Here is an 18945-nt window from a genome sequence, read left to right on the forward strand (position 1 = left end):
TACCTCTTAGTGTTTCTAAATATTACTAATTTATACAGATGCTATAGTCTCTTATTTTTTCTTCTTCTTATTTGCAACTTCTATATTAACTTTTCGACCCTTAAATTTCTTTTTAGGCAACACAGCAATAAGCTCATCAACATATTTAGCCGGCACTTCTAAAAATGAAAACTTATCTAGCATATCGATTTTGCCAATTTCCTTGCCAGATACAGAAGTATTGCTTGCGACAAATTTTACTAATTGCGAGCTTTCTAGCTTATCCTTATTTCCTAGATTAATAAATAGACGCTTATATCCTTTTTCGTTGTATCCATACGTTGTTGTTTTTTTATCTTCGTGTTCCAAATCTGCAAGCTTCACTCTAGGATTCGATCCCGTCACCATTTTTTTCATAGCTACATTTAAAAACGCTGCCGCAACTTCAGTGCTTGTAATATCCAATTCTTCGCATTCTGCGTTAAGTTCTTGCGCAATCTGAGTTATAAACGCTAGATTTGTTGTAATCTTTCCTTCTTTAATTTCCTCTTTAATTTCGTCTAAAATCGAATTAACTTTGTTTCCTTTTATGTCATCCATTGTTGGAATAGTAATTTTGGTAATTTTGGAATTAGTATAGCGTTCAATCTGGCGAAGCTTATATATTTCTTTGCCACATACAAAGCTATATGATGTGCCTTTTCGATTTGCTCTACCTGTTCTACCTATTCTGTGAACATAGTATTCGTCATCAATTGGAAGGTCATAGTTAAATACCGCATCTACGTCATCGATATCAATTCCGCGCGCTGCAACGTCGGTTGCAATGAGTATATCTACTATTCCTCGTCTAAACTTGTTCATTACACTATCTCTATGAATTTGCTTCATATCTCCATGTAGAGCTTCGGCTTTATATCCTCTACTCATTAGGTCTTTGCATAGGTCATCCACTCGCTTTTTGGTGTTGCAGAAAACTAGCATCAGCTTAAAGTTATTCGAATCTATTAACCTTGCCAACACTTCAGACTTTTTCTTTTCGTTTACATCTAGATAATGCTGAGAAATTGTTTTCACAGTCACTTGTTTTTTTGTAGTATTTATTTTAACGGCATTGGTTTGATATTTATTTGCAATCTCCATTATGGCTTTTGGTAATGTCGCAGAAAATAATAAAAATTGTCTATTCTCTGGAATCGATTCCAAGATTGTATCAATATCTTCTCTAAAGCCCATATTTAGCATCTCATCCGCTTCGTCGAGCACCAACATTTTAAGTGCTCCAAGCTTTAATGTTTTTCTTCTCATATGATCCATAACGCGTCCTGGTGTTCCAACAACAATTTGCGGACGTCGACGCAACCCGGCCAATTGTTTTTCGATAGACTCTCCACCATAAACTGCTAAAATTCCAATATCCTTTTTGTGGGCACAAATTTTCTTCATTTCAGTTGCAATTTGAACGGCTAATTCTCTTGTTGGACAAAGCACAAGAACTTGAACTGCCTCAATAGAAGCATCTATGTTTTGAATTGCTGGTATTGCAAATGCACAAGTTTTTCCAGTTCCTGTTGGTGCTTGCGCTATTATATCTTTTCCCTCTATTGCATATGGAATTGCTTCTTCCTGAATGGGTGTAGTATGTTGAAATCCTAGATCTTTGATAGCCTTCTTAATTTCTTTGATAATTGGTAATTCTTCAAATAATTTCGTATTAATAATAATTGCCTCTTTCTATATAATTTTTTACGGCGATATATTTGGGAGAACAAAATCATCTCCCTATTAATTATTTCGATTCATCACATTTTCAACTTCCAATAATTATGATAAACCTACTTTATAACCTTGCCATATTATCACAATTTCATACCAAAAACAAGTAAAAACTTAATATTTTAAGTTAATCACCCGCAATATAAATAAAAGTACCCCCTATATTTCGGAGTACTTTTGCTTTTCATATACTAATTTATCGCAGCTTTYAGAACCTCTATCTTATCAGTTTTTTCCCAAGGGATATCAATATCGTGTCTACCAAAATGTCCATATGTCGCAGTTTGTTTGTAGATCGGTCTTCTAAGATCTAGCATCTTAATAATACCATTTGGCGTTAGATCAAAATTTGCCTTTACTATTTCCGCCAACCTATCATCTTCGATTATACCAGTGCCATGAGTATTTACTAGCAGTGAAACTGGGTTTGCAACGCCAATGGCATATGCTATTTCTATCTCACACTTTGTCGCTAGCTCTGCAGCTACTATGTTCTTTGCAATATATCTGGCCGCATATGCTCCCGAGCGATCTACTTTTGTTGGATCYTTTCCAGAGAACGCACCGCCTCCATGAGATGCGTATCCTCCATAGGTATCCACAATAATTTTGCGCCCAGTAAGCCCCGCATCTCCAACCGGACCACCAATTACAAATCTGCCAGTCGGATTGATATAATATTTTGTATTTTCATCTAGTAACTTTGCCGGAATTACTTTCATAATCACTTCTTCTAAAATATCCTTATGAATTTGTTCATTTGAAACATCTTCTGCGTGCTGACTAGAAACAACCACGGTATCAACGCGCACAGGTGCTCCATCATGATATTCTACCGAAACCTGAGCTTTTCCATCGGGTCTCAAATACGCAAGGGTTCTGCGCTTTCTAACTTCTGTCAGTCTTTTGGTCAGTCTATGCGCAAGAGCGATAGGCAATGGCATAAACTCTTCGGTTTCATTACATGCATATCCAAACATCATTCCTTGGTCTCCAGCACCTATTTGATCATCCGCCTCCAGTGCACTATCCACTCCCATTGCTATATCTCTAGATTGCTCATCAAGCGAAACTAATACTCCGCAAGTATTCCCATCAAATCCATATTCTGGCTTGTTATATCCTATTTCCTTTATAGTATTTCTGGCAATTTTATTAATATCTATATAGCAGTTGGTTGTAATTTCACCCATTACAAGAACCAGTCCTGTAGTAACCGCTGTTTCGCAAGCAACACGTGCGTTTTTATCTTTTTCATAAATAGCATCTAACACCGCATCCGAAATTTGGTCCGCTATTTTATCTGGATGCCCTTCTGTTACCGATTCTGATGTAAAAAATTTAATTTGCATTTTATCCTCCAAGTCATAAGTTTAATCCTCTTAAGCAAATACTATTTTAGCACTCTCACAAATAGTGTCAAGGAAGTCAATTAAAATAATAGTTTTTCATAAAGATTCCCTTGAATTTTTCTAAAACGTGCAGTTATAATGTTTATCTGAAAGGCGGTAATCTATGGATAGTTTAATATTGATAGAAGAAGAAACATACTTGCAATATGTCCTTAATTTTTTGGACACCGAAATCAGCTTTATCACAAATTTATTAAAAGAAAATAAAGAAACCTTGCTAGAGATTCGCAAAGAAATGTGGGAAGAAGGAATGACTTCTCTAGAAGAAGAAGAACGCTCGATAGAAATTGGGCAATATTTAAATACAGAAATGGTAGAAACTTCCAAATATAAGCATAAAACAGCGAACTTGCTTAAATATGAAAAAATGCGTGACTCTCCATATTTTGGACGTGTCGACTTTCTAGAAGATGGCGAATATGATCCAGAAAAAGTTTATATTGGTTATCACAATTTGATGAATGACGATACTCTCGAAATGCTTGTATATGATTGGAGAGCTCCTATTTCCTCTATTTTTTATAATGGTGACCTAGGCAGAATTAGCTATCAAGCCCCTGTTGGGCAAATCTCTGGCAAAACCCTATTAAAACGCCAGTACAAAGTCGAGCATCGCAAACTTAAATATTTTTTTGATAGCGAAACGGCTATAACCGATAGTGTTCTTCAAATAGCACTCTCTTCTAACGTCTCCGAAAAAATGAAAAACATCGTTCAAACTATTCAAAAAGAGCAAAATGACATCATTCGCAATATGGAAAATGACTTGCTAATAGTCCAAGGGGTGGCAGGATCTGGAAAAACATCTATTGCTATGCACCGAATTGCCTACTTGTTATACAATCAGCGCGACTCCGGTTTTAACGAAAATAACATCTTAATTATATCTCCTAATAGCTTGTTTGGCGAATACATTTCTGGAGTATTGCCAGAACTTGGTGAAAAGAATGTTCGAAGCCATACTGTCGAAGAGCTATTTCACAAAGAATTTGGCTCCGGCCTGCAAATGGAATCAAAGCATCGTCAGCTAGAACTTATGATTTCGTCTACTAAAAATCGCGATAAGCTTCGTGAGGAAATTAATTTTAAAGGCAGCTTTGAGTTTATCAAAATATTAGACAGATTTTTGGCTTGGTATGAAGAAAAAGGCGCTCCGYTACCAGATATTATTTATGAAGGCAATTTAATTATGGAATCAGCCGAATTTGTGGCTCACATTCTTGATAACCAAATTAATGTGCCTTTAGGTCGCCGGCTCAACCGCGTCTTTACTATGGTTAAAGATAGAATCAAACCATTTGAGCAAATTAAGCTAACAGAAATTGCAGAGCAACTGATCGAAGAAGGTGGTTTCGATTATGAAGAAGAAGCCGAATCAAGACGCCGTATAGATGTAATTCGCGAGCAATTTTTTAACCAAATTTCGGCATTTATGAAAAATAATTATCTTGAGATATACAAAATGTTTTTACAGAAGTTTCATGAATTTGTACGCAAGGAGCGGCTACCACAAAATATTGCTCACATACTCAGCAAAACGCGCAATAGGATAGAAAATTCCCAAATTAGCTATATGGACGGCTCTATCTTGCTATATATGCGCCTTATTTTGGATGGGACCAAAAACTATGCTACACTCAAACAAATCGTAATAGATGAGGCTCAAGATTATTATCCTATACACTTTAAAATTTTTTCGTTAATGTTTAAGAAAAAGAGATATACCATATTGGGMGACTTTGGCCAAACTATCGAAAAAACTGCCACTGCCGCTATATACGACGATGCTCTCAAAATTTTGAAGCCAAAAAACCCCACTCAGATTGCACTCACTAAAAGCTATAGAAGCTCCTACGAAATTAACGCTTTTATCTCTAAGATTCGCGGAGAAGATGAGCCAAACCTTGCCTTTATGCGCAACGAACGAGATGTTGAAATCTTTGGCGCAACTACTACCGCAGATCTTAATGAACTATTAATTAAACGAGTTGAACAATACAGACATGAATTTAATAAAATCGCAATCATTTGTAAAGATAAAAACTCTGTACTTGCTCTTCAAGAAACAGTAGGCAAAAAATTAAATGCACAGTTTATTACCAAAGACGATATTTTATTAAAAAATCATGTTCTGGTTATGCCCACATATATGGTAAAGGGATTAGAGTATGACGCAGTAGTGATCTATGACGCTTCTGTTCAAAATTATCAAAGCATTTTTGATAAGCAACTACTATACATTGCCTGCTCACGAGCACTGCATAGACTAGATGTGYTATATCTTGGAAAACTTACAAAATTTATCCATTAATATATTGGCCCTTCTCAAATTCTATAGAAGGGCTTTTTGCCAATTATAAGTAATTCTGCTTGTAATTAAATTCTACTTATGATATTTTAATAAAAATAAACCAAAACGGGAAGGATATTAGTATGAGTGAAATTGAAATTTATTGTGATGGAGGATGTCGCGGCAATCACGTCAAAAACAATATTGGCGCTTGGGGCGTTGTTCTTATTTATAAAGGCATTATTAAAGAAATTAGTGGAGGTGCCATCAACACTACCAACAACAAAATGGAATTAACTGCAGCAATTGTTGGGCTTTCTTCTATCAAAAACAAAGACGTTCCCACAAAGGTATATTTAGACAGCGCTTATGTTCTTAATGGCATCACCAATTGGATATATGGATGGCGTAAAAATGGCTTTAAGGATTCTAAAAAACAACCTGTTAAAAACAGAGAGCTCTGGGAAGATCTATACAATTTRAAATGTAAATTTAAAAATATAGACTTTATTAAAGTTAAAGGTCATAGCAGCAATGCAGGCAACAACCGCGCTGATGAACTCTGCAATATTGAAATGGATAAATTGATTAAGGAGTGAGTTATGAAAAAGATATATTTGATAGGTGGCTTAATTTTAGGATATGCGCTTGCTGAACCATATATACAAAGAATTAAAAAATATAAAATTGTTAGCAATCAAATTCCACCGAATTTTCACAATTATAAAATAGCATTTTTGGCTGATATACACTACGGGCGCACTATAAATGCAAAATCTCTTACWAAAATAGTTAATCGAGTTAATAACTGGAATCCCGAYTTAATTATTTTGGGYGGRGATTATGTAATGATGCGAGAACACATTTATCCATGTTTTAAAATACTATCAACTCTAAAATCAAAGCAAGGCATCTACGCGGTCATCGGCAATCATGATGTTATGGAAAGTCTTCACGATACGCGAAATGCCATGCACAAGTATAATATAAAATCTATAAATAACGCAGCATATTGGATTGAAAAAGGAGATCAACGCATAAAATTAGGAGGAGTAGGAGATCTTCGAACTCAAAGACAACTCATCGAGCCCACTGTATCTGACACTACTATAAATGATTACATTATTTTGGTAACTCATAATCCTCGATATATTTATCAACTCAAAGAAGAATATGATATCAGTTTGGTATTGGCTGGGCACACACACGGCGGGCAAATTTCTGCACTAAAATATCTTGGCAAAATTGTACCCCCAGTCATAGATCAAGCTGCAGCATTCACATACCTCAGCGGAAAAACAAATAAGAATGCACAAGATGTTATCGTAAGCAATGGCATAGGCACCGCCAAGTTTCCTATTCGAATTTTAACTTGGCCCGAAACCATTTTTATTACGTTAAAATCTGAGAATATAAATCAGAATGGCAATACTTAGTATTGTCTGCTTATCAATCTAAAATGGAGAAATTTTATGAAAAAGATATTTAGTATATTTATATTCTTAATCGTATTTTCTGGCTGTATTCACACCGCGGAGTCATCGCCTTCTTCTAGCAGATCCGAACTCTCGGCCCCAGCCAATTCAACTCCTTCTGCAACTCAAAAAACTCCTACAGTTGCAGAAGTAATTACAATCAATCTCTCAAGCTTTATTCCACAAGAAACTGCATTCGGAAAAACATACCTAGAACAAATCAGCTTATTTGAAAAAAAGTATCCCCACGTCAAAATATCTCATCACTACGAAACCTCTGCAAACTTTTTAGCTGACATTGTTCTTAGCTTTAGAATGAACGAAGAGCCAGACATAGCCTATCTGCCACTAAGCTTAATTAATAACAATATCGCTGTTGAGAAAATCGTTAACGTTACAGATTTACAAGCGGCGTCACCCCAATATGCTGCCAATATTCCTGCATCTTCCCTACTAGCTAGCGATAAAGTTGATGATTTTTTTGTTGGAATACCAATTAATGGATACTATTCTGGCTTATATTATAATGCTAATTTATTYGAAGAAATGAACATACCTGTACCCAAATCATATGCGGAATTTTTGATAGCTGCACAAATGCTCCGAGAAGCCGGATTTCATATAATTACAGCGTCATTAGCGTATGATCCTATTCTTGTGTTTGAGCAACTGTTATTATCTGAGCAAAGCACACAAGGTACCCAAACTTCTAGTGCCTCCCAAGACAAAAGCATTTTGATACAAACCGGTGATACGTTTTTAGATTTGCTATCCACACAAGTGTTTGATCAACAATCTTTAGTGAATACCCCTCCAGAAGCGCAAACTCARTTTTTTGAAGGAGAAGTTGCGATGCTTATCGAAGGAAATTATCTACAAAGCCTCGATGACTACCCAAGCTTTGCACGAATGATTCCTTTTCCATTTGAGCATGGAATCAATACCCAATATATTGGCAAATTTAATACCGGTCTCATAGTTTCTCAAAAGGGTTTTACAGATCCCGCAAAGCAAGCCATGATAGTTGAATTTGTAAATTTTATGTCCTCTAACGCAAGTCTCGAACTTTATAAATTAGCCACTGCTGGAATCAGCCCCACCGATTTAAACAAACCAATGTATACTCCTTCTCCATTTGCACACAAGCCTTTGGAACTGCGTAAAGACATCTTGCTTAATATTTCTCAATGGCTAACAGAGTTATCATCCGAAGCAAATTTTTCTGCAACAGAATGAATTTTATAATTTTTTTTAAGTTTTTAAAAATTTTTTTTAAAAACCAATTGATTATTTYGTAAAAACGTTGTAATATTAATTTATGAAAAATATGGTTTTTTAGGAGAGAAACGTATCATGACAAAACAATTGCGCCTTCTTAGTATATTTGGAACAAGACCAGAAGCAATAAAAATGGCTCCCTTAATCAAAGCACTAGAAAAAGATGATGCAATCGAAAGTTTAATCTGTTTAACTGCACAACACCGAGAAATGTTAGATCAAGTCATGCAAATTTTTAATATCGAGGCAGATTACGATTTAAATATTATGACTCCTGGTCAAACTCTCACAGATTTAACTGCCAAAATACTAATTAGATTACCAGAAATATTAGACCAAGCCCGTCCAGATATAGTATTAGTCCATGGAGATACTACTACTTCATTTGCAGCGTCTCTTGCCGCATTTTATAAACAAATTAAAGTAGGACATGTTGAAGCGGGGCTTAGATCTTATAACAAATACGAACCCTTTCCCGAAGAGGTAAATCGTCAATTAACCAGAGTATTAGCGGATTTACACTTTGCTCCTACTGTTGCATCTAAAAATAATTTGTTAGCAGAAAATGTTAATAAAGATTGTATATTTGTTACAGGCAATACGGTTATAGACGTYTTACAAACTACTATCGAAAAAAATTATATTTTTGATGAACCCATTTTAAACTCAATCRACTATACCGCMAAAAAAGTGATTGTTGTAACAGCGCACCGCAGAGAAAATTTTGGTGTTCCCATAAAAAACATATGTTTTTCACTCAAAACTATTAAGGAAATTTATGGTAATGTCGAAATAATATATGTTGTCCACAAAAATCCAAATGTTTCCCAAGTTGCAAACGAAATCCTAGGCCACGTTTCTGGTGTGTATCTTATACCACCTCTCAACTTGAAGGATATGCATAATCTTTTAGCTCTATCATATCTGGTATTAACAGACTCCGGGGGATTACAAGAAGAAGTTCCGTCTCTTGGCAAGCCTGTTCTGGTTCTTAGAAATGTAACCGAGCGACTAGAAGGTGTGGATGCTGGTACACTCAAAATAATTGGCACAAACAGACAAGACATTATACAAAACACTTCTGAATTATTAGAAAACGAAACTGAATACAAAAAAATGACTTCTGCAAACAATCCATTTGGAGACGGAAAAGCCTCTTGTAGAATTGTTGAGGCAATCAAATTTTGCTTTGGTCTAAAAAATGAGCGTATAAAAGAATATTTATAGCACATATTAGTATTAGTTGAATGGAGGAGCTATGAGTAACAAAAAAGGTATTTTAACCGCATTTGCTCTTGTGTCACAGCTGGGCTTTACAATGATTATACCAATCTTTTTATGTTTTTTTGTTGGAATATTCTTAGACAGAATTACAAATTTGAGCCCTCTATTTCTAATAATCTCAATCTTTCTTGGTGTTGGAGCGGCTTTTAGAAACATGTTTTTTATCATACTGCGAGAGACCAAAAAAGGAGCTAAAAAATGAACGACAGATTTACTTATTCACTAATAGCATATGCCGTGGCAGTTGGAGCAGGCGGGTTATTACTGGGAGCTGGTATATATTACCTTTTCGGAATAATTATCGGCACTCTGCTAAGCATTTATAAAATTTACTCAATAAAAAATTCCTTAAATAGAGCCGTAGGTTTAAGCGAGGATAAAGCAGTTACATATTCTCAGAGGCAATATTTAGTTCGATATATATTGACGGGGGCAATTTTTCTCGTCGCTGCATTTATAGGAGTTCAAACTCTACTAGGCGTTTTTATAGCATTGCTGGGTATGAAGTTTGCAGCCTACATGGAACTATTTAAACGCAAATAATTGGCATCACAACCATTATGGTTTTTTGCATATACATTATCACCACTTTTAACAGAAAGGAGATAGAGGATGGACGAACAATTAGATTTTGGTATCCACATGCTTATCCCTTTGTTCCAAACTGACAATGGAGACGTGTTCGGCTTTACAACAACACACGTGAATACTTGGATTATCATGGCGATACTCACAATCTTCGGTTTTTATGTTAAGAAAAAAGTTGAAGCATTTACAATAGTGCCAGAAACAAAGTTTCAAGTTGCCATTGAATCTATCGTAAGTATGTTCGAGTCTTTTACAATGAGTACCATGGGCGAAAAGAACAAAGGCTTTTCTCATTTCTACGGCCCAATGTTTTTGTTTATATTATTCGCCAACCTGTCGGGGTTGATATTGCTTAGACCGCCAACAGCTGATATTGCAACAACGTTTGCATTATCTTTAACAACGTTTTTTATGGTYCAACTATATGGTATTAAATCTAAAGGCATCGGATATTACAAAGAATTATTTCAACCGATTCCACTGCTATTCCCATTAAATGTTGTAGGAGAGCTTGCTAACCCTATTTCATTAAGCTTCCGTTTATTCGGAAATATTTTGGGAGGTACCATAATCATGGGTCTATATTATGCTATGATCCCTTGGTTTGGACTTATCGGAATACCATCTATACTGCATATGTACTTTGATGTTTTTGCAGGAACGCTACAAACTTTAATTTTTGTAATGCTAAGTATGACTTTTGTGTCAAGTGCAATGGAATAAACTCGAGGAGGAGAAGAGATGAACATATTAGAAATAATGTTCGGCTGGATGGCAACTGTTGATCCCAAAGCTCTCGTCCTTGGGGCAAGTGCAATAGGCGCAGGTCTTGCTATGATTGCYGGAATYGGACCTGGAATTGGTCAGGGCTTTGCGGCCGGAAAAGCTGCCGAGGCCATGGGCAAAAATCCAGAGCATGGTGGAAAGCCGGCAACGCTGGTTATGTTGCTAGGCGCCGCTGTTGCTGAGACATCTGGTATATTTTCGCTTGTAGTTGCAATAATTATGCTATTTGCTAATCCGCTTGTTGCTAGAACAGATGTTGCCATTATATTAGCGGCATGCTCTTTGGGGGCAGGGCTTGCGATGATCGCTGGTATTGGACCTGGAATTGGTCAAGGTTATGCCGCTGGAAAAGCCGCTGAAGCCGTGGGTAAGCGTCCTAAACTTCAAAGCGCAATAGTTAGAACAATGTTATTAGGGCAAGCCGTTGCTCAAACAACTGGAATTTATGCTTTAATCATTGCTTTATTATTATTATTTGTAGATTTATTTTAATTAAAACAGAATAAACAGGAGGAATTTAAAATGGAAATCGATGGAAAAGCACTAGTACTCGCTTGCTCTGCAATCGGAGCAGGTCTTGCAATGATCGCAGGTATTGGACCTGGTATTGGTCAAGGTTATGCCGCTGGAAAAGGAGCCGAGGCAGTAGGTCGCCAACCAGAAGCTCAATCAGATGTAGTTAGAACTATGTTACTCGGTGCCGCTGTTGCTGAAACAACTGGTATCTATGGATTAATTGTTGCAATCATTTTATTATTTGCAAACCCATTAGTATCACAAGTATAAGATAGTATAGTTGCACTCAGAAAGGAGGCGCCTAACTTGAGCAAAATTATAGAATTCTCATTGCCAACAGCTTGGGAATGGATATGGCAAGTACTTGCTCTTTTATTAATTATATGGATTCTAAAAAAGCTTATGTTTCAACCTGTTACAGACTTTTTGGAAAAACGTAGAGAATTGATAGCAAACGATGTTCAAGCTGCTGCCGATGTAAAAACTGCGGCAAATCAATTAAAAGAAGAGTATGATAGCAAAATTAAAAATATTAACGATGAATCTGATAGAATTTTAACTAAGGCAAGACAAAAAGCGATCGATCGTGAAACTCAAATTATTGAGGAAGCAAAAGAAGAAGCTGCTGCGATCAAAACCAAAGCAAAGCACGATACCGAACTTGAGCTCGAAAAAGTACGTGCTGAAATGAAAGATGAGATGATAAGCGTTGCCGCATTGATGGCTTCTAAGTTCGTTAAATCTGAACTTACGTCAGAAAAGCAAGAAGAGCTTATCACAGAAATTATCGGTGAGATGGGGGATGTCTCATGGCTTTAGTAACAACCAGATATGCAACGGCTCTATTTGACCTTGCTTCTGAAAAAGGCCAAGTAGGCGAATACCAAGAGGAAGCCGAAGGATTATTGGAAATTTTATCCAACGAATCCGATTTTATAGCACTCTTGGAGCATCCAAGCATTTTGCTAGACGAAAAACTTAATCTCGTTAAAGAAGTATTTGAAGGTAATGCTAGCGACGATTTTGTAGGTCTTATGCACTTATGCGTAAAGAAAGGTCGTCAAAATCTTATCATCGACATTCTCCAAAAGTTTGTTGAAATGGCCAAAGTAGACCAGGGTTATGTAACAGCAACTGTAACCAGCTCTGTGCCATTAGCCGATGAGAAGCTAACACAAATTAAGTCTAACTTAGAAAATCAGACTGGCAAGAAAATTGACCTTAGCACCGCTATCGATCAATCTCTGCTGGGCGGAATGATTATACGTGTTGGCGACAAAGTTGTTGACGGAAGCATCAAGGGTCAAATGGAAACTCTCAAGACTAGCCTTCTTAATATAAGGCTGGCCTAAACTTAAACAGAAAGGAGCAACAAACAAGAATGAACCTTAAACCAGAAGAAATCAGCAGTGTTATTAAAGCACAAATTAATAACTACAAGGCGCAACTCGAGGTTAAGGAAGTTGGAACTGTTATGCAAGTTGGAGATGGTATTGCACGTGTGCATGGGCTTCAAAATGCAAAAGCAGGAGAGCTTCTCGAATTTCCTGGAGGTGTAAAAGGAATGGTCCTCAACCTGGAAGAAGACAACATTGGGGTCGTACTACTGGGTTCTGACAAAAACATAAAAGAGGGGGATGTTGTTCAATCAACCGGTAACGTGGCAAGCGTTCCAGTTGGAGACGCCATGCTAGGCCGCGTTGTAAATGCTCTTGGCGAGCCAATTGATGGCAAGGGGCCAATAAAGACAACTCACACGCGACCAGTAGAAAAAGTTGCGTCTGGCGTAATGTCTAGAAAGTCGGTTGATACACCGCTTCAAACAGGCGAAAAAGCTATCGACTCTATGGTACCAATCGGACGTGGTCAACGTGAGCTTATTATCGGAGACCGCCAAACAGGCAAAACCGCAATCGCGATAGATACTATCATTAACCAAAAAGGTCAGGGTGTAAACTGTATCTACGTTGCTATTGGACAAAAAGCATCAACTGTTGCCAACATCGTATCTACACTGGAAAAACATGGTGCCATGGCATATACAACCGTTGTTGCATCAACAGCAAGTGAGCTTGCACCGCTCCAGTATATCGCACCATATGCGGGCGTTACCATTGCAGAAGAATGGATGGATGCGGGCAAAGACAATTTGATCATATACGATGATTTATCCAAGCACGCTGTTGCCTACAGAACCATGGCATTACTACTTCGTCGCCCACCAGGACGTGAAGCATATCCTGGAGACGTTTTCTACCTTCACTCAAGATTGCTCGAGCGCGCGGCAAAATTGAATGATGAGCTAGGAGGCGGTTCTATTACTGCAYTACCAATTATCGAAACACAAGCAGGAGATATTTCTGCCTATATTCCAACAAACGTTATCTCTATTACAGATGGACAGATCTTCTTAGAGAGTGAATTATTCAACGCAGGTGTTCGTCCTGCAGTAAACCCTGGTCTTTCTGTATCTAGGGTTGGTGGCGCTGCTCAAATTAAAGCCATGAAACAAATCGCCGGACCTATCCGTGTTGAACTTGCTCAGTATCGTTCGCTTGCGGCGTTTGCACAGTTTGGCTCAGATCTTGATACTGCAACGCAAAACGCACTCACTCAAGGCGAAAGAATTATGGAGGTCTTAAAGCAAGGCCAATATGAGCCAATGCCTGTTGCAAAGCAAGTATTAATTTTATATGCGGCAACCAGAAAATATCTGATGGATGTTCCTTTGTCTGCTGTTAAACAATTTGAACAAGATTTATTTACTTTTGTAGATACCAAGCACGCAGAAGTATATGCTGAAATCATCAAAAAAGATGGACTTACTGCGGATCTTGATAACAAACTTAAGTCTATCGTCGAAGAATTTAAAGCGAACTTTAAACCAGAAGAGCAATGAAAGGTGTGACAAAATATGGCGTCTTTGCAAGATATTAAAGGACGAATTAAAAGTATTAATAGCACCAAGCAGATTACAAACGCAATGAACCTTGTAGCAACAGCAAAGCTCACAAAAAGTAAGGAAGCGGCGATTAAATCTCGTCCTTTCTTTCATAAAATGCAAGAGACTATTCGTTCTATAGCTAACAATGCAGGGCCAATTAATATGCCACTAATAAAAGGGAACGACTCTCCCAACAAAGCCTATATCGTTTTGGCATCTGATAGAGGCCTTGCAGGTGGATATAATGCCAATATCTGTAAGCTGGTTATGAAGGATATAGCTTCAAAAGAAGAGTCTCAGATTATTGCAGTGGGCAAAAAATCTCGCGACAATTTTAAAACCAAGGGATATAACGTTGCAAAAGCTATAGTGGGTATGTCCGAAAAACCTGGATATAGCCATGCAAAAGAAATTGCGGATTATGTAACAGACATCTTCGTAAAAGGTGAAGTTGGAGAAGTTTATCTTGCCTACACGGCATTTAAATCTACAATCCAACAAGAGCCAACTATGATTCGCCTTCTACCACTCGAATTAGAAGAAATAAAAGAAGTATCACCTGAGGATACACTTCCTGACTTGCTTGTTTATGAGCCATCTCCAGAAGACGTTTTGGCATATGTTATCCCTCGATACCTAGCAGACGTAACTTTTGGCGCATTAATCGAAGCAAGCGCAAGTGAGCAAGGAGCAAGAATGACCGCAATGGACTCTGCGACAGACAATGCAGAAGAAATGATCCAGAAATTGGGAATCATTTACAACCGCGCACGTCAGGCTGCTATCACACAAGAGCTTACAGAAATTGTAAGTGGAGCAGAAGCTCTGGGCTAATCTGCCCTCTCTAATGACCTCTCCGGTATCTCCCACGTCCATGTAGGCAAATGTTACTCACGGGAGGTCTTTTTCTAAATTAATTATAATATTGTTAAAAAGGAGAAAAATTTAATGGCAAACAATATAGGACACATCATAACTATCATCGGTCCAGTTATCGATATTAAATTTACTCCAGAGAATTTGCCTGCACTGTATAATGCAATCCATATCATCACTGGCAAAGATGATGAAGGCAACAACGAGACTATCACTGTTGAAGTTGCGCAACATCTAGGAGACGACGTAGTACGTTGTATCTCTATGGCAGCAACCGAAGGTCTTGTTCGCGGAATGGAATGTATAAACACCGGAGCTCCTATAACAGTTCCAGTTGGCGATAAAACTCTTGGACGTATCTTTAACGTTACAGGCGACCCTGTTGATAACAAACCTGCACCAGACGCAGAGCACTGGCCAATTCATAGAGCGGCACCAAGCTTTGAGGAGCAATCCACTACTGCAGAAATTCTCGAAACCGGAATCAAAGTAGTAGACCTTTTGTGCCCATATCTTAAGGGTGGAAAAATCGGGCTATTTGGCGGCGCTGGAGTTGGTAAAACCGTACTAATTCAGGAGCTCATTCGTAATATCGCAACAGAGCACGGCGGATTTTCTGTTTTTGCTGGCGTTGGAGAAAGAACTCGTGAAGGAAACGACTTATTCCACGAGATGACCGATTCTGGCGTTATCAACAAAACTACAATGGTATTTGGCCAAATGAACGAGCCACCAGGAGCACGTATGCGAGTTGCTCTTACCGGCCTTACTATGGCAGAATATTTTAGAGATGAGTCTGGGCAAGACGTTCTTTTGTTCGTAGATAACATCTTCCGTTTCATCCAAGCTGGATCTGAGGTTTCCGCACTACTTGGACGTATTCCTTCTGCAGTTGGATACCAACCAACTCTAGCAACCGAGGTGGGAACTCTTCAGGAGCGCATCACTTCCACAAACAAAGGCTCAATTACTTCTGTTCAAGCAGTTTATGTACCAGCCGATGACCTCACTGACCCTGCTCCTGCAACAACATTTGCCCATCTCGATGCGAAGACTGTTCTTTCTCGTTCTATCGTTGAGCAAGGCATTTACCCTGCAGTAGATCCTCTAGATTCCACTTCTAGAATTCTCGACCCACAAATCGTTGGGCAAGATCACTACGATGTTTCTAGACAGGTTCAAGCAACTCTACAAAGATACAAAGAACTTCAGGATATCATTGCCATTCTTGGTATGGATGAGCTTTCTGAGTCTGACAAAATCACTGTAAACCGCGCTAGAAAGGTTCAAAAATTCCTATCTCAGCCATTCCACGTTGCAGAGACTTTTACAGGTATGCACGGAAAATTCGTTCCTGTTAAAGAAACTGTTCGCGGATTTAAAGAGATATTGGATGGCAAGTATGATCACCTACCAGAGAATGCGTTTCTAATGGTTGGTACTATCGAAGACGCTGCTGAAAAAGCTAAGACGCTTTAAGGCGGTGAGACTATGGCAAATCAAATTAAATTAGAAATTATAACTCCTACACGACAAGTGTTTAACGAGATGGTCGATATGGTGGTTTTAAAGACCACAGAAGGCGAGATGGGTGTTATGTATGACCACGAGCCTGTCGTTACGCTTCTTAGCTATGGAATAATTCGCTATAAAGTTGGTGGCGAAAAGAAAGAGGCAACCACTATGAGCGGCTTTGCTGAAGTTACCAAGGATAAAGTTACTATCCTTACTGACGCATCAGAGCTCGAAGGCGAGATCAACAAAGAGCGTGCTGAATCTGCAAAGGAACGTGCCGAGGGTCACATGGGTGATGCCAACTCTGATCATCGACGCGCCGAAATTGCATTACAAAAAGCTCTTATTAGACTTAGATTAAAATAATAAATATATTTATTCGAATAAATTTAAAAGAGGACATCGCGCTGGCCACCGTGTCCTCTTTTTTGTTTCCTATTTTAACTGCACAAATTCAATTTGCTGCTCCATTTTGGCAAATCCTTCCTTTATAATGTCTGTTATCTGGCCTCGCACATTAACCGTTCGCAAGTTGCGGCATCCTCCAAAAACATCTTTCCCCAAATGTTTTATCCCGTCAGAAATCGTGATGCTCTCCAGTCTACTGCAATTATAAAATGCCTTATTACCTATCTTTTTTACGCTCGCGGGAATCTCGATGCTTCTTAGGCTACCACATTCGCCAAAAGCCAGCTTGCCTATGTAGATGATAGATTTTGATAGCGTCACATTGTTGAGCTTACTACATCTTACGAAGACTCTCTCCTCGATGCTCACTACGCCGTCTGCCATTTCTACAGTGACTAAATTTCCACATACTGCAAATGCTTTTTCTCCTATACTTTTTACACTTCCCGGAATCGTAATAGATGTCACTCCACTCAACGAAAATGATTTCTCTTCTACGCTAGTTACGCTATCTGGTATATTTATTTTGCTTAACCTGTTACACTCGCAGAAAGTCCACTTGCCTATGCGGCGAACACCCTGAGGAATATGTATGCTACTGAGACTTCTGCAGCCATAGAAGGCGGCGTTGCCTATGCTTATTACATTATTTGGAATAGTTATATTGAATAAGCTGCTGCACCCATAGAAGGCCCATTTGCCTACACTAGTTACGCCATCTGGCAAATCCACGGCGCTTAAGTTTTTACAACCGCAGAAAGTCCACCCCTCAATCTCTGTTACTGCTTTCGAAATATTAACAGTGTTTAGTCTTCTACACCAGTAGAATGCCATTTTACCTATACTAGTTACGCTGTTTGGCATGGTTACCGAGACCACGTTACCGCACTCGCCAAATGCTTCTTCTCCAATGGCCACCACACCCTCCGGAATTACCACAATATTATTCTTGCTCTCCAAATATTTTATCAAAATCTCTTCCTCAATTTCAAACTCCTGTTCGTCATCTACATTACTCATTATTATTCCCCTCTCCAATTACTACTTCACCAATTTAACTAATTATCAAATTAACTGATTTTTGTATTAAATACTCTTCATATACTGCATCAGGCTCTCTATCTGTAATCAAATACTCTATATCTTCAATATCGGCATATGTCATAAGCGCAGAACGATCAAATTTGGAATGATCTGCCAATAAATAGCTTTCCTTACTTTTCTTCACCACCGCTTGCTTGATTATATATTCTTCTGCAGATGTATTGCATATCCCATTTGCTATCGATAATCCTGTACACGACACAAATGCTTTGTTAATATTGATATTAGCCAAATAATTTACAGCCTCAGGATCTACCAACGAAACTGTATTATGCTTTAGCATTCCAGGTAGCGATATCAGCTTTAGATTTGGAAATTGCAATGCCTTATAAATTGTATCCACATTATACGTTACAATTGTTAGATTATTTAGGTGCCCCAAATAATTTATTAAATACGCAGTTGTCGTTCCTGTATCAATAAAAATTACGTCTGAGTCCTGTACAAAAGTTGCCGCGCATTTCGCGATGCCCACCTTTTCTTTTACAAGCATTCCTGCCCGTTTTTCAAATGCAGTAAGTTGCGAGGTCTCCCCCACTGCTACTACCCCGCCATACACCTTTGCGATGCTTCCTTTTYTTACGAGTATATCTATATCTCTTCTTAAAGTATTTTTGGAAATGCCAAACAGCACACACAACGCGTCTAACTGTACTATCTTCTTCTCTAATATATACGCTTCTATTTGATTGATTCTTTGGATTTTCATATAAA

20 protein-coding genes and 1 pseudogene are annotated in these 18945 nt (G+C 38.1%); 17 read left to right on the forward strand and 4 right to left on the reverse strand.

The window, feature by feature from the left end; all coding sequences use genetic code 11:
* Positions 1-51: 51 nt before the first annotated feature.
* Together EPU_RS03285 and metK are read right to left on the reverse strand one after the other, a co-directional pair.
* Positions 52-1698 carry a DEAD/DEAH box helicase gene (locus EPU_RS03285; RefSeq protein WP_044149390.1) on the reverse strand — a complete coding sequence of 549 codons (1647 nt, stop codon included), beginning with the start codon at positions 1696-1698 and terminating at the stop codon, positions 52-54.
* 248 nt (positions 1699-1946) lie between these two features.
* Complete coding sequence (gene metK, locus EPU_RS03290; RefSeq protein WP_029487916.1) at positions 1947-3107, reverse strand: methionine adenosyltransferase; 1161 nt, start codon at positions 3105-3107, stop codon at positions 1947-1949.
* 163 nt (positions 3108-3270) lie between these two features.
* Between metK and EPU_RS03295 the strand changes: the two genes are divergently transcribed.
* From EPU_RS03295 to atpC, 17 genes and pseudogenes are all read left to right on the forward strand, one after another.
* On the forward strand, positions 3271-5478 hold the full coding sequence (locus EPU_RS03295; RefSeq protein WP_029487918.1) for a HelD family protein: 2208 nt from the start codon (positions 3271-3273) through the stop codon (positions 5476-5478).
* A 122-nt stretch (positions 5479-5600) separates the two neighbouring features.
* Positions 5601-6056 (forward strand): ribonuclease H family protein, encoded by a 456-nt coding sequence (locus EPU_RS03300; protein WP_029487919.1) that lies wholly within the window; start codon positions 5601-5603, stop codon positions 6054-6056.
* A 3-nt stretch (positions 6057-6059) separates the two neighbouring features.
* On the forward strand, positions 6060-6893 hold the full coding sequence (locus tag EPU_RS03305; RefSeq protein ID WP_029487920.1) for a metallophosphoesterase: 834 nt from the start codon (positions 6060-6062) through the stop codon (positions 6891-6893).
* Positions 6894-6929: 36 nt separating this feature from the next.
* On the forward strand, positions 6930-8168 hold the full coding sequence (locus EPU_RS03310) for an ABC transporter substrate-binding protein (RefSeq protein ID WP_029487921.1): 1239 nt from the start codon (positions 6930-6932) through the stop codon (positions 8166-8168).
* Between the two features lie 117 nt (positions 8169-8285).
* Positions 8286-9437 carry a non-hydrolyzing UDP-N-acetylglucosamine 2-epimerase gene (gene wecB, locus EPU_RS03315; protein WP_044149393.1) on the forward strand — a complete coding sequence of 384 codons (1152 nt, stop codon included), beginning with the start codon at positions 8286-8288 and terminating at the stop codon, positions 9435-9437.
* 31 nt (positions 9438-9468) lie between these two features.
* On the forward strand, positions 9469-9696 hold the full coding sequence (locus EPU_RS03320; RefSeq protein ID WP_010166751.1) for an AtpZ/AtpI family protein: 228 nt from the start codon (positions 9469-9471) through the stop codon (positions 9694-9696).
* Entirely contained in the window at positions 9693-10037 is a 345-nt protein-coding gene (locus EPU_RS03325) for an ATP synthase subunit I (RefSeq protein WP_010166752.1), read from the forward strand. The genes EPU_RS03320 and EPU_RS03325 overlap by 4 nt, the downstream gene beginning before the upstream one ends.
* A gap of 69 nt (positions 10038-10106) precedes the next feature.
* Complete coding sequence (gene atpB / locus EPU_RS03330) at positions 10107-10805, forward strand: F0F1 ATP synthase subunit A (protein ID WP_010166753.1); 699 nt, start codon at positions 10107-10109, stop codon at positions 10803-10805.
* 48 nt (positions 10806-10853) lie between these two features.
* Positions 10854-11117 (forward strand): annotated as a pseudogene (locus EPU_RS14540) (ATP synthase Fo subunit C); the annotation flags it as partial.
* A gap of 33 nt (positions 11118-11150) precedes the next feature.
* Positions 11151-11360, forward strand: a complete 210-nt coding sequence (gene atpE / locus EPU_RS14545) for an ATP synthase F0 subunit C (protein ID WP_334290634.1) — start codon at positions 11151-11153, stop codon at positions 11358-11360.
* Between the two features lie 30 nt (positions 11361-11390).
* Positions 11391-11654, forward strand: coding sequence for an ATP synthase F0 subunit C (atpE, locus tag EPU_RS03340; RefSeq protein ID WP_010166757.1), 264 nt, complete (start codon positions 11391-11393; stop codon positions 11652-11654).
* 36 nt (positions 11655-11690) lie between these two features.
* Positions 11691-12203: a F0F1 ATP synthase subunit B gene (gene atpF, locus EPU_RS03345; protein WP_010166759.1), complete on the forward strand. Its 513-nt coding sequence runs from the start codon at positions 11691-11693 to the stop codon at positions 12201-12203.
* Positions 12194-12736 carry a F0F1 ATP synthase subunit delta gene (locus EPU_RS03350; RefSeq protein ID WP_010166761.1) on the forward strand — a complete coding sequence of 181 codons (543 nt, stop codon included), beginning with the start codon at positions 12194-12196 and terminating at the stop codon, positions 12734-12736. The genes atpF and EPU_RS03350 overlap by 10 nt, the downstream gene beginning before the upstream one ends.
* A gap of 29 nt (positions 12737-12765) precedes the next feature.
* Positions 12766-14283: a F0F1 ATP synthase subunit alpha gene (atpA, locus tag EPU_RS03355; protein ID WP_029487925.1), complete on the forward strand. Its 1518-nt coding sequence runs from the start codon at positions 12766-12768 to the stop codon at positions 14281-14283.
* A 15-nt stretch (positions 14284-14298) separates the two neighbouring features.
* Positions 14299-15162: an ATP synthase F1 subunit gamma gene (gene atpG, locus EPU_RS03360; RefSeq protein WP_010166765.1), complete on the forward strand. Its 864-nt coding sequence runs from the start codon at positions 14299-14301 to the stop codon at positions 15160-15162.
* A gap of 114 nt (positions 15163-15276) precedes the next feature.
* Positions 15277-16683 (forward strand): F0F1 ATP synthase subunit beta, encoded by a 1407-nt coding sequence (gene atpD / locus EPU_RS03365; RefSeq protein ID WP_010166767.1) that lies wholly within the window; start codon positions 15277-15279, stop codon positions 16681-16683.
* Positions 16684-16695: 12 nt separating this feature from the next.
* Positions 16696-17085: an ATP synthase F1 subunit epsilon gene (atpC, locus tag EPU_RS03370; RefSeq protein ID WP_010166770.1), complete on the forward strand. Its 390-nt coding sequence runs from the start codon at positions 16696-16698 to the stop codon at positions 17083-17085.
* Between the two features lie 69 nt (positions 17086-17154).
* Here atpC and EPU_RS11385 read toward each other — a convergent pair whose 3' ends face one another.
* Positions 17155-18147 carry a leucine-rich repeat domain-containing protein gene (locus EPU_RS11385; RefSeq protein WP_010166771.1) on the reverse strand — a complete coding sequence of 331 codons (993 nt, stop codon included), beginning with the start codon at positions 18145-18147 and terminating at the stop codon, positions 17155-17157.
* Between the two features lie 34 nt (positions 18148-18181).
* Positions 18182-18945 (reverse strand): DeoR/GlpR family DNA-binding transcription regulator (locus EPU_RS03380; protein ID WP_010166772.1); only part of this gene is annotated, 764 nt, incomplete at its 5' end.

The organism is Candidatus Epulonipiscium viviparus (genome assembly GCF_000171335.1).
In the GTDB taxonomy this organism is placed as follows: domain Bacteria; phylum Bacillota; class Clostridia; order Lachnospirales; family Cellulosilyticaceae; genus Epulonipiscioides; species Epulonipiscioides viviparus.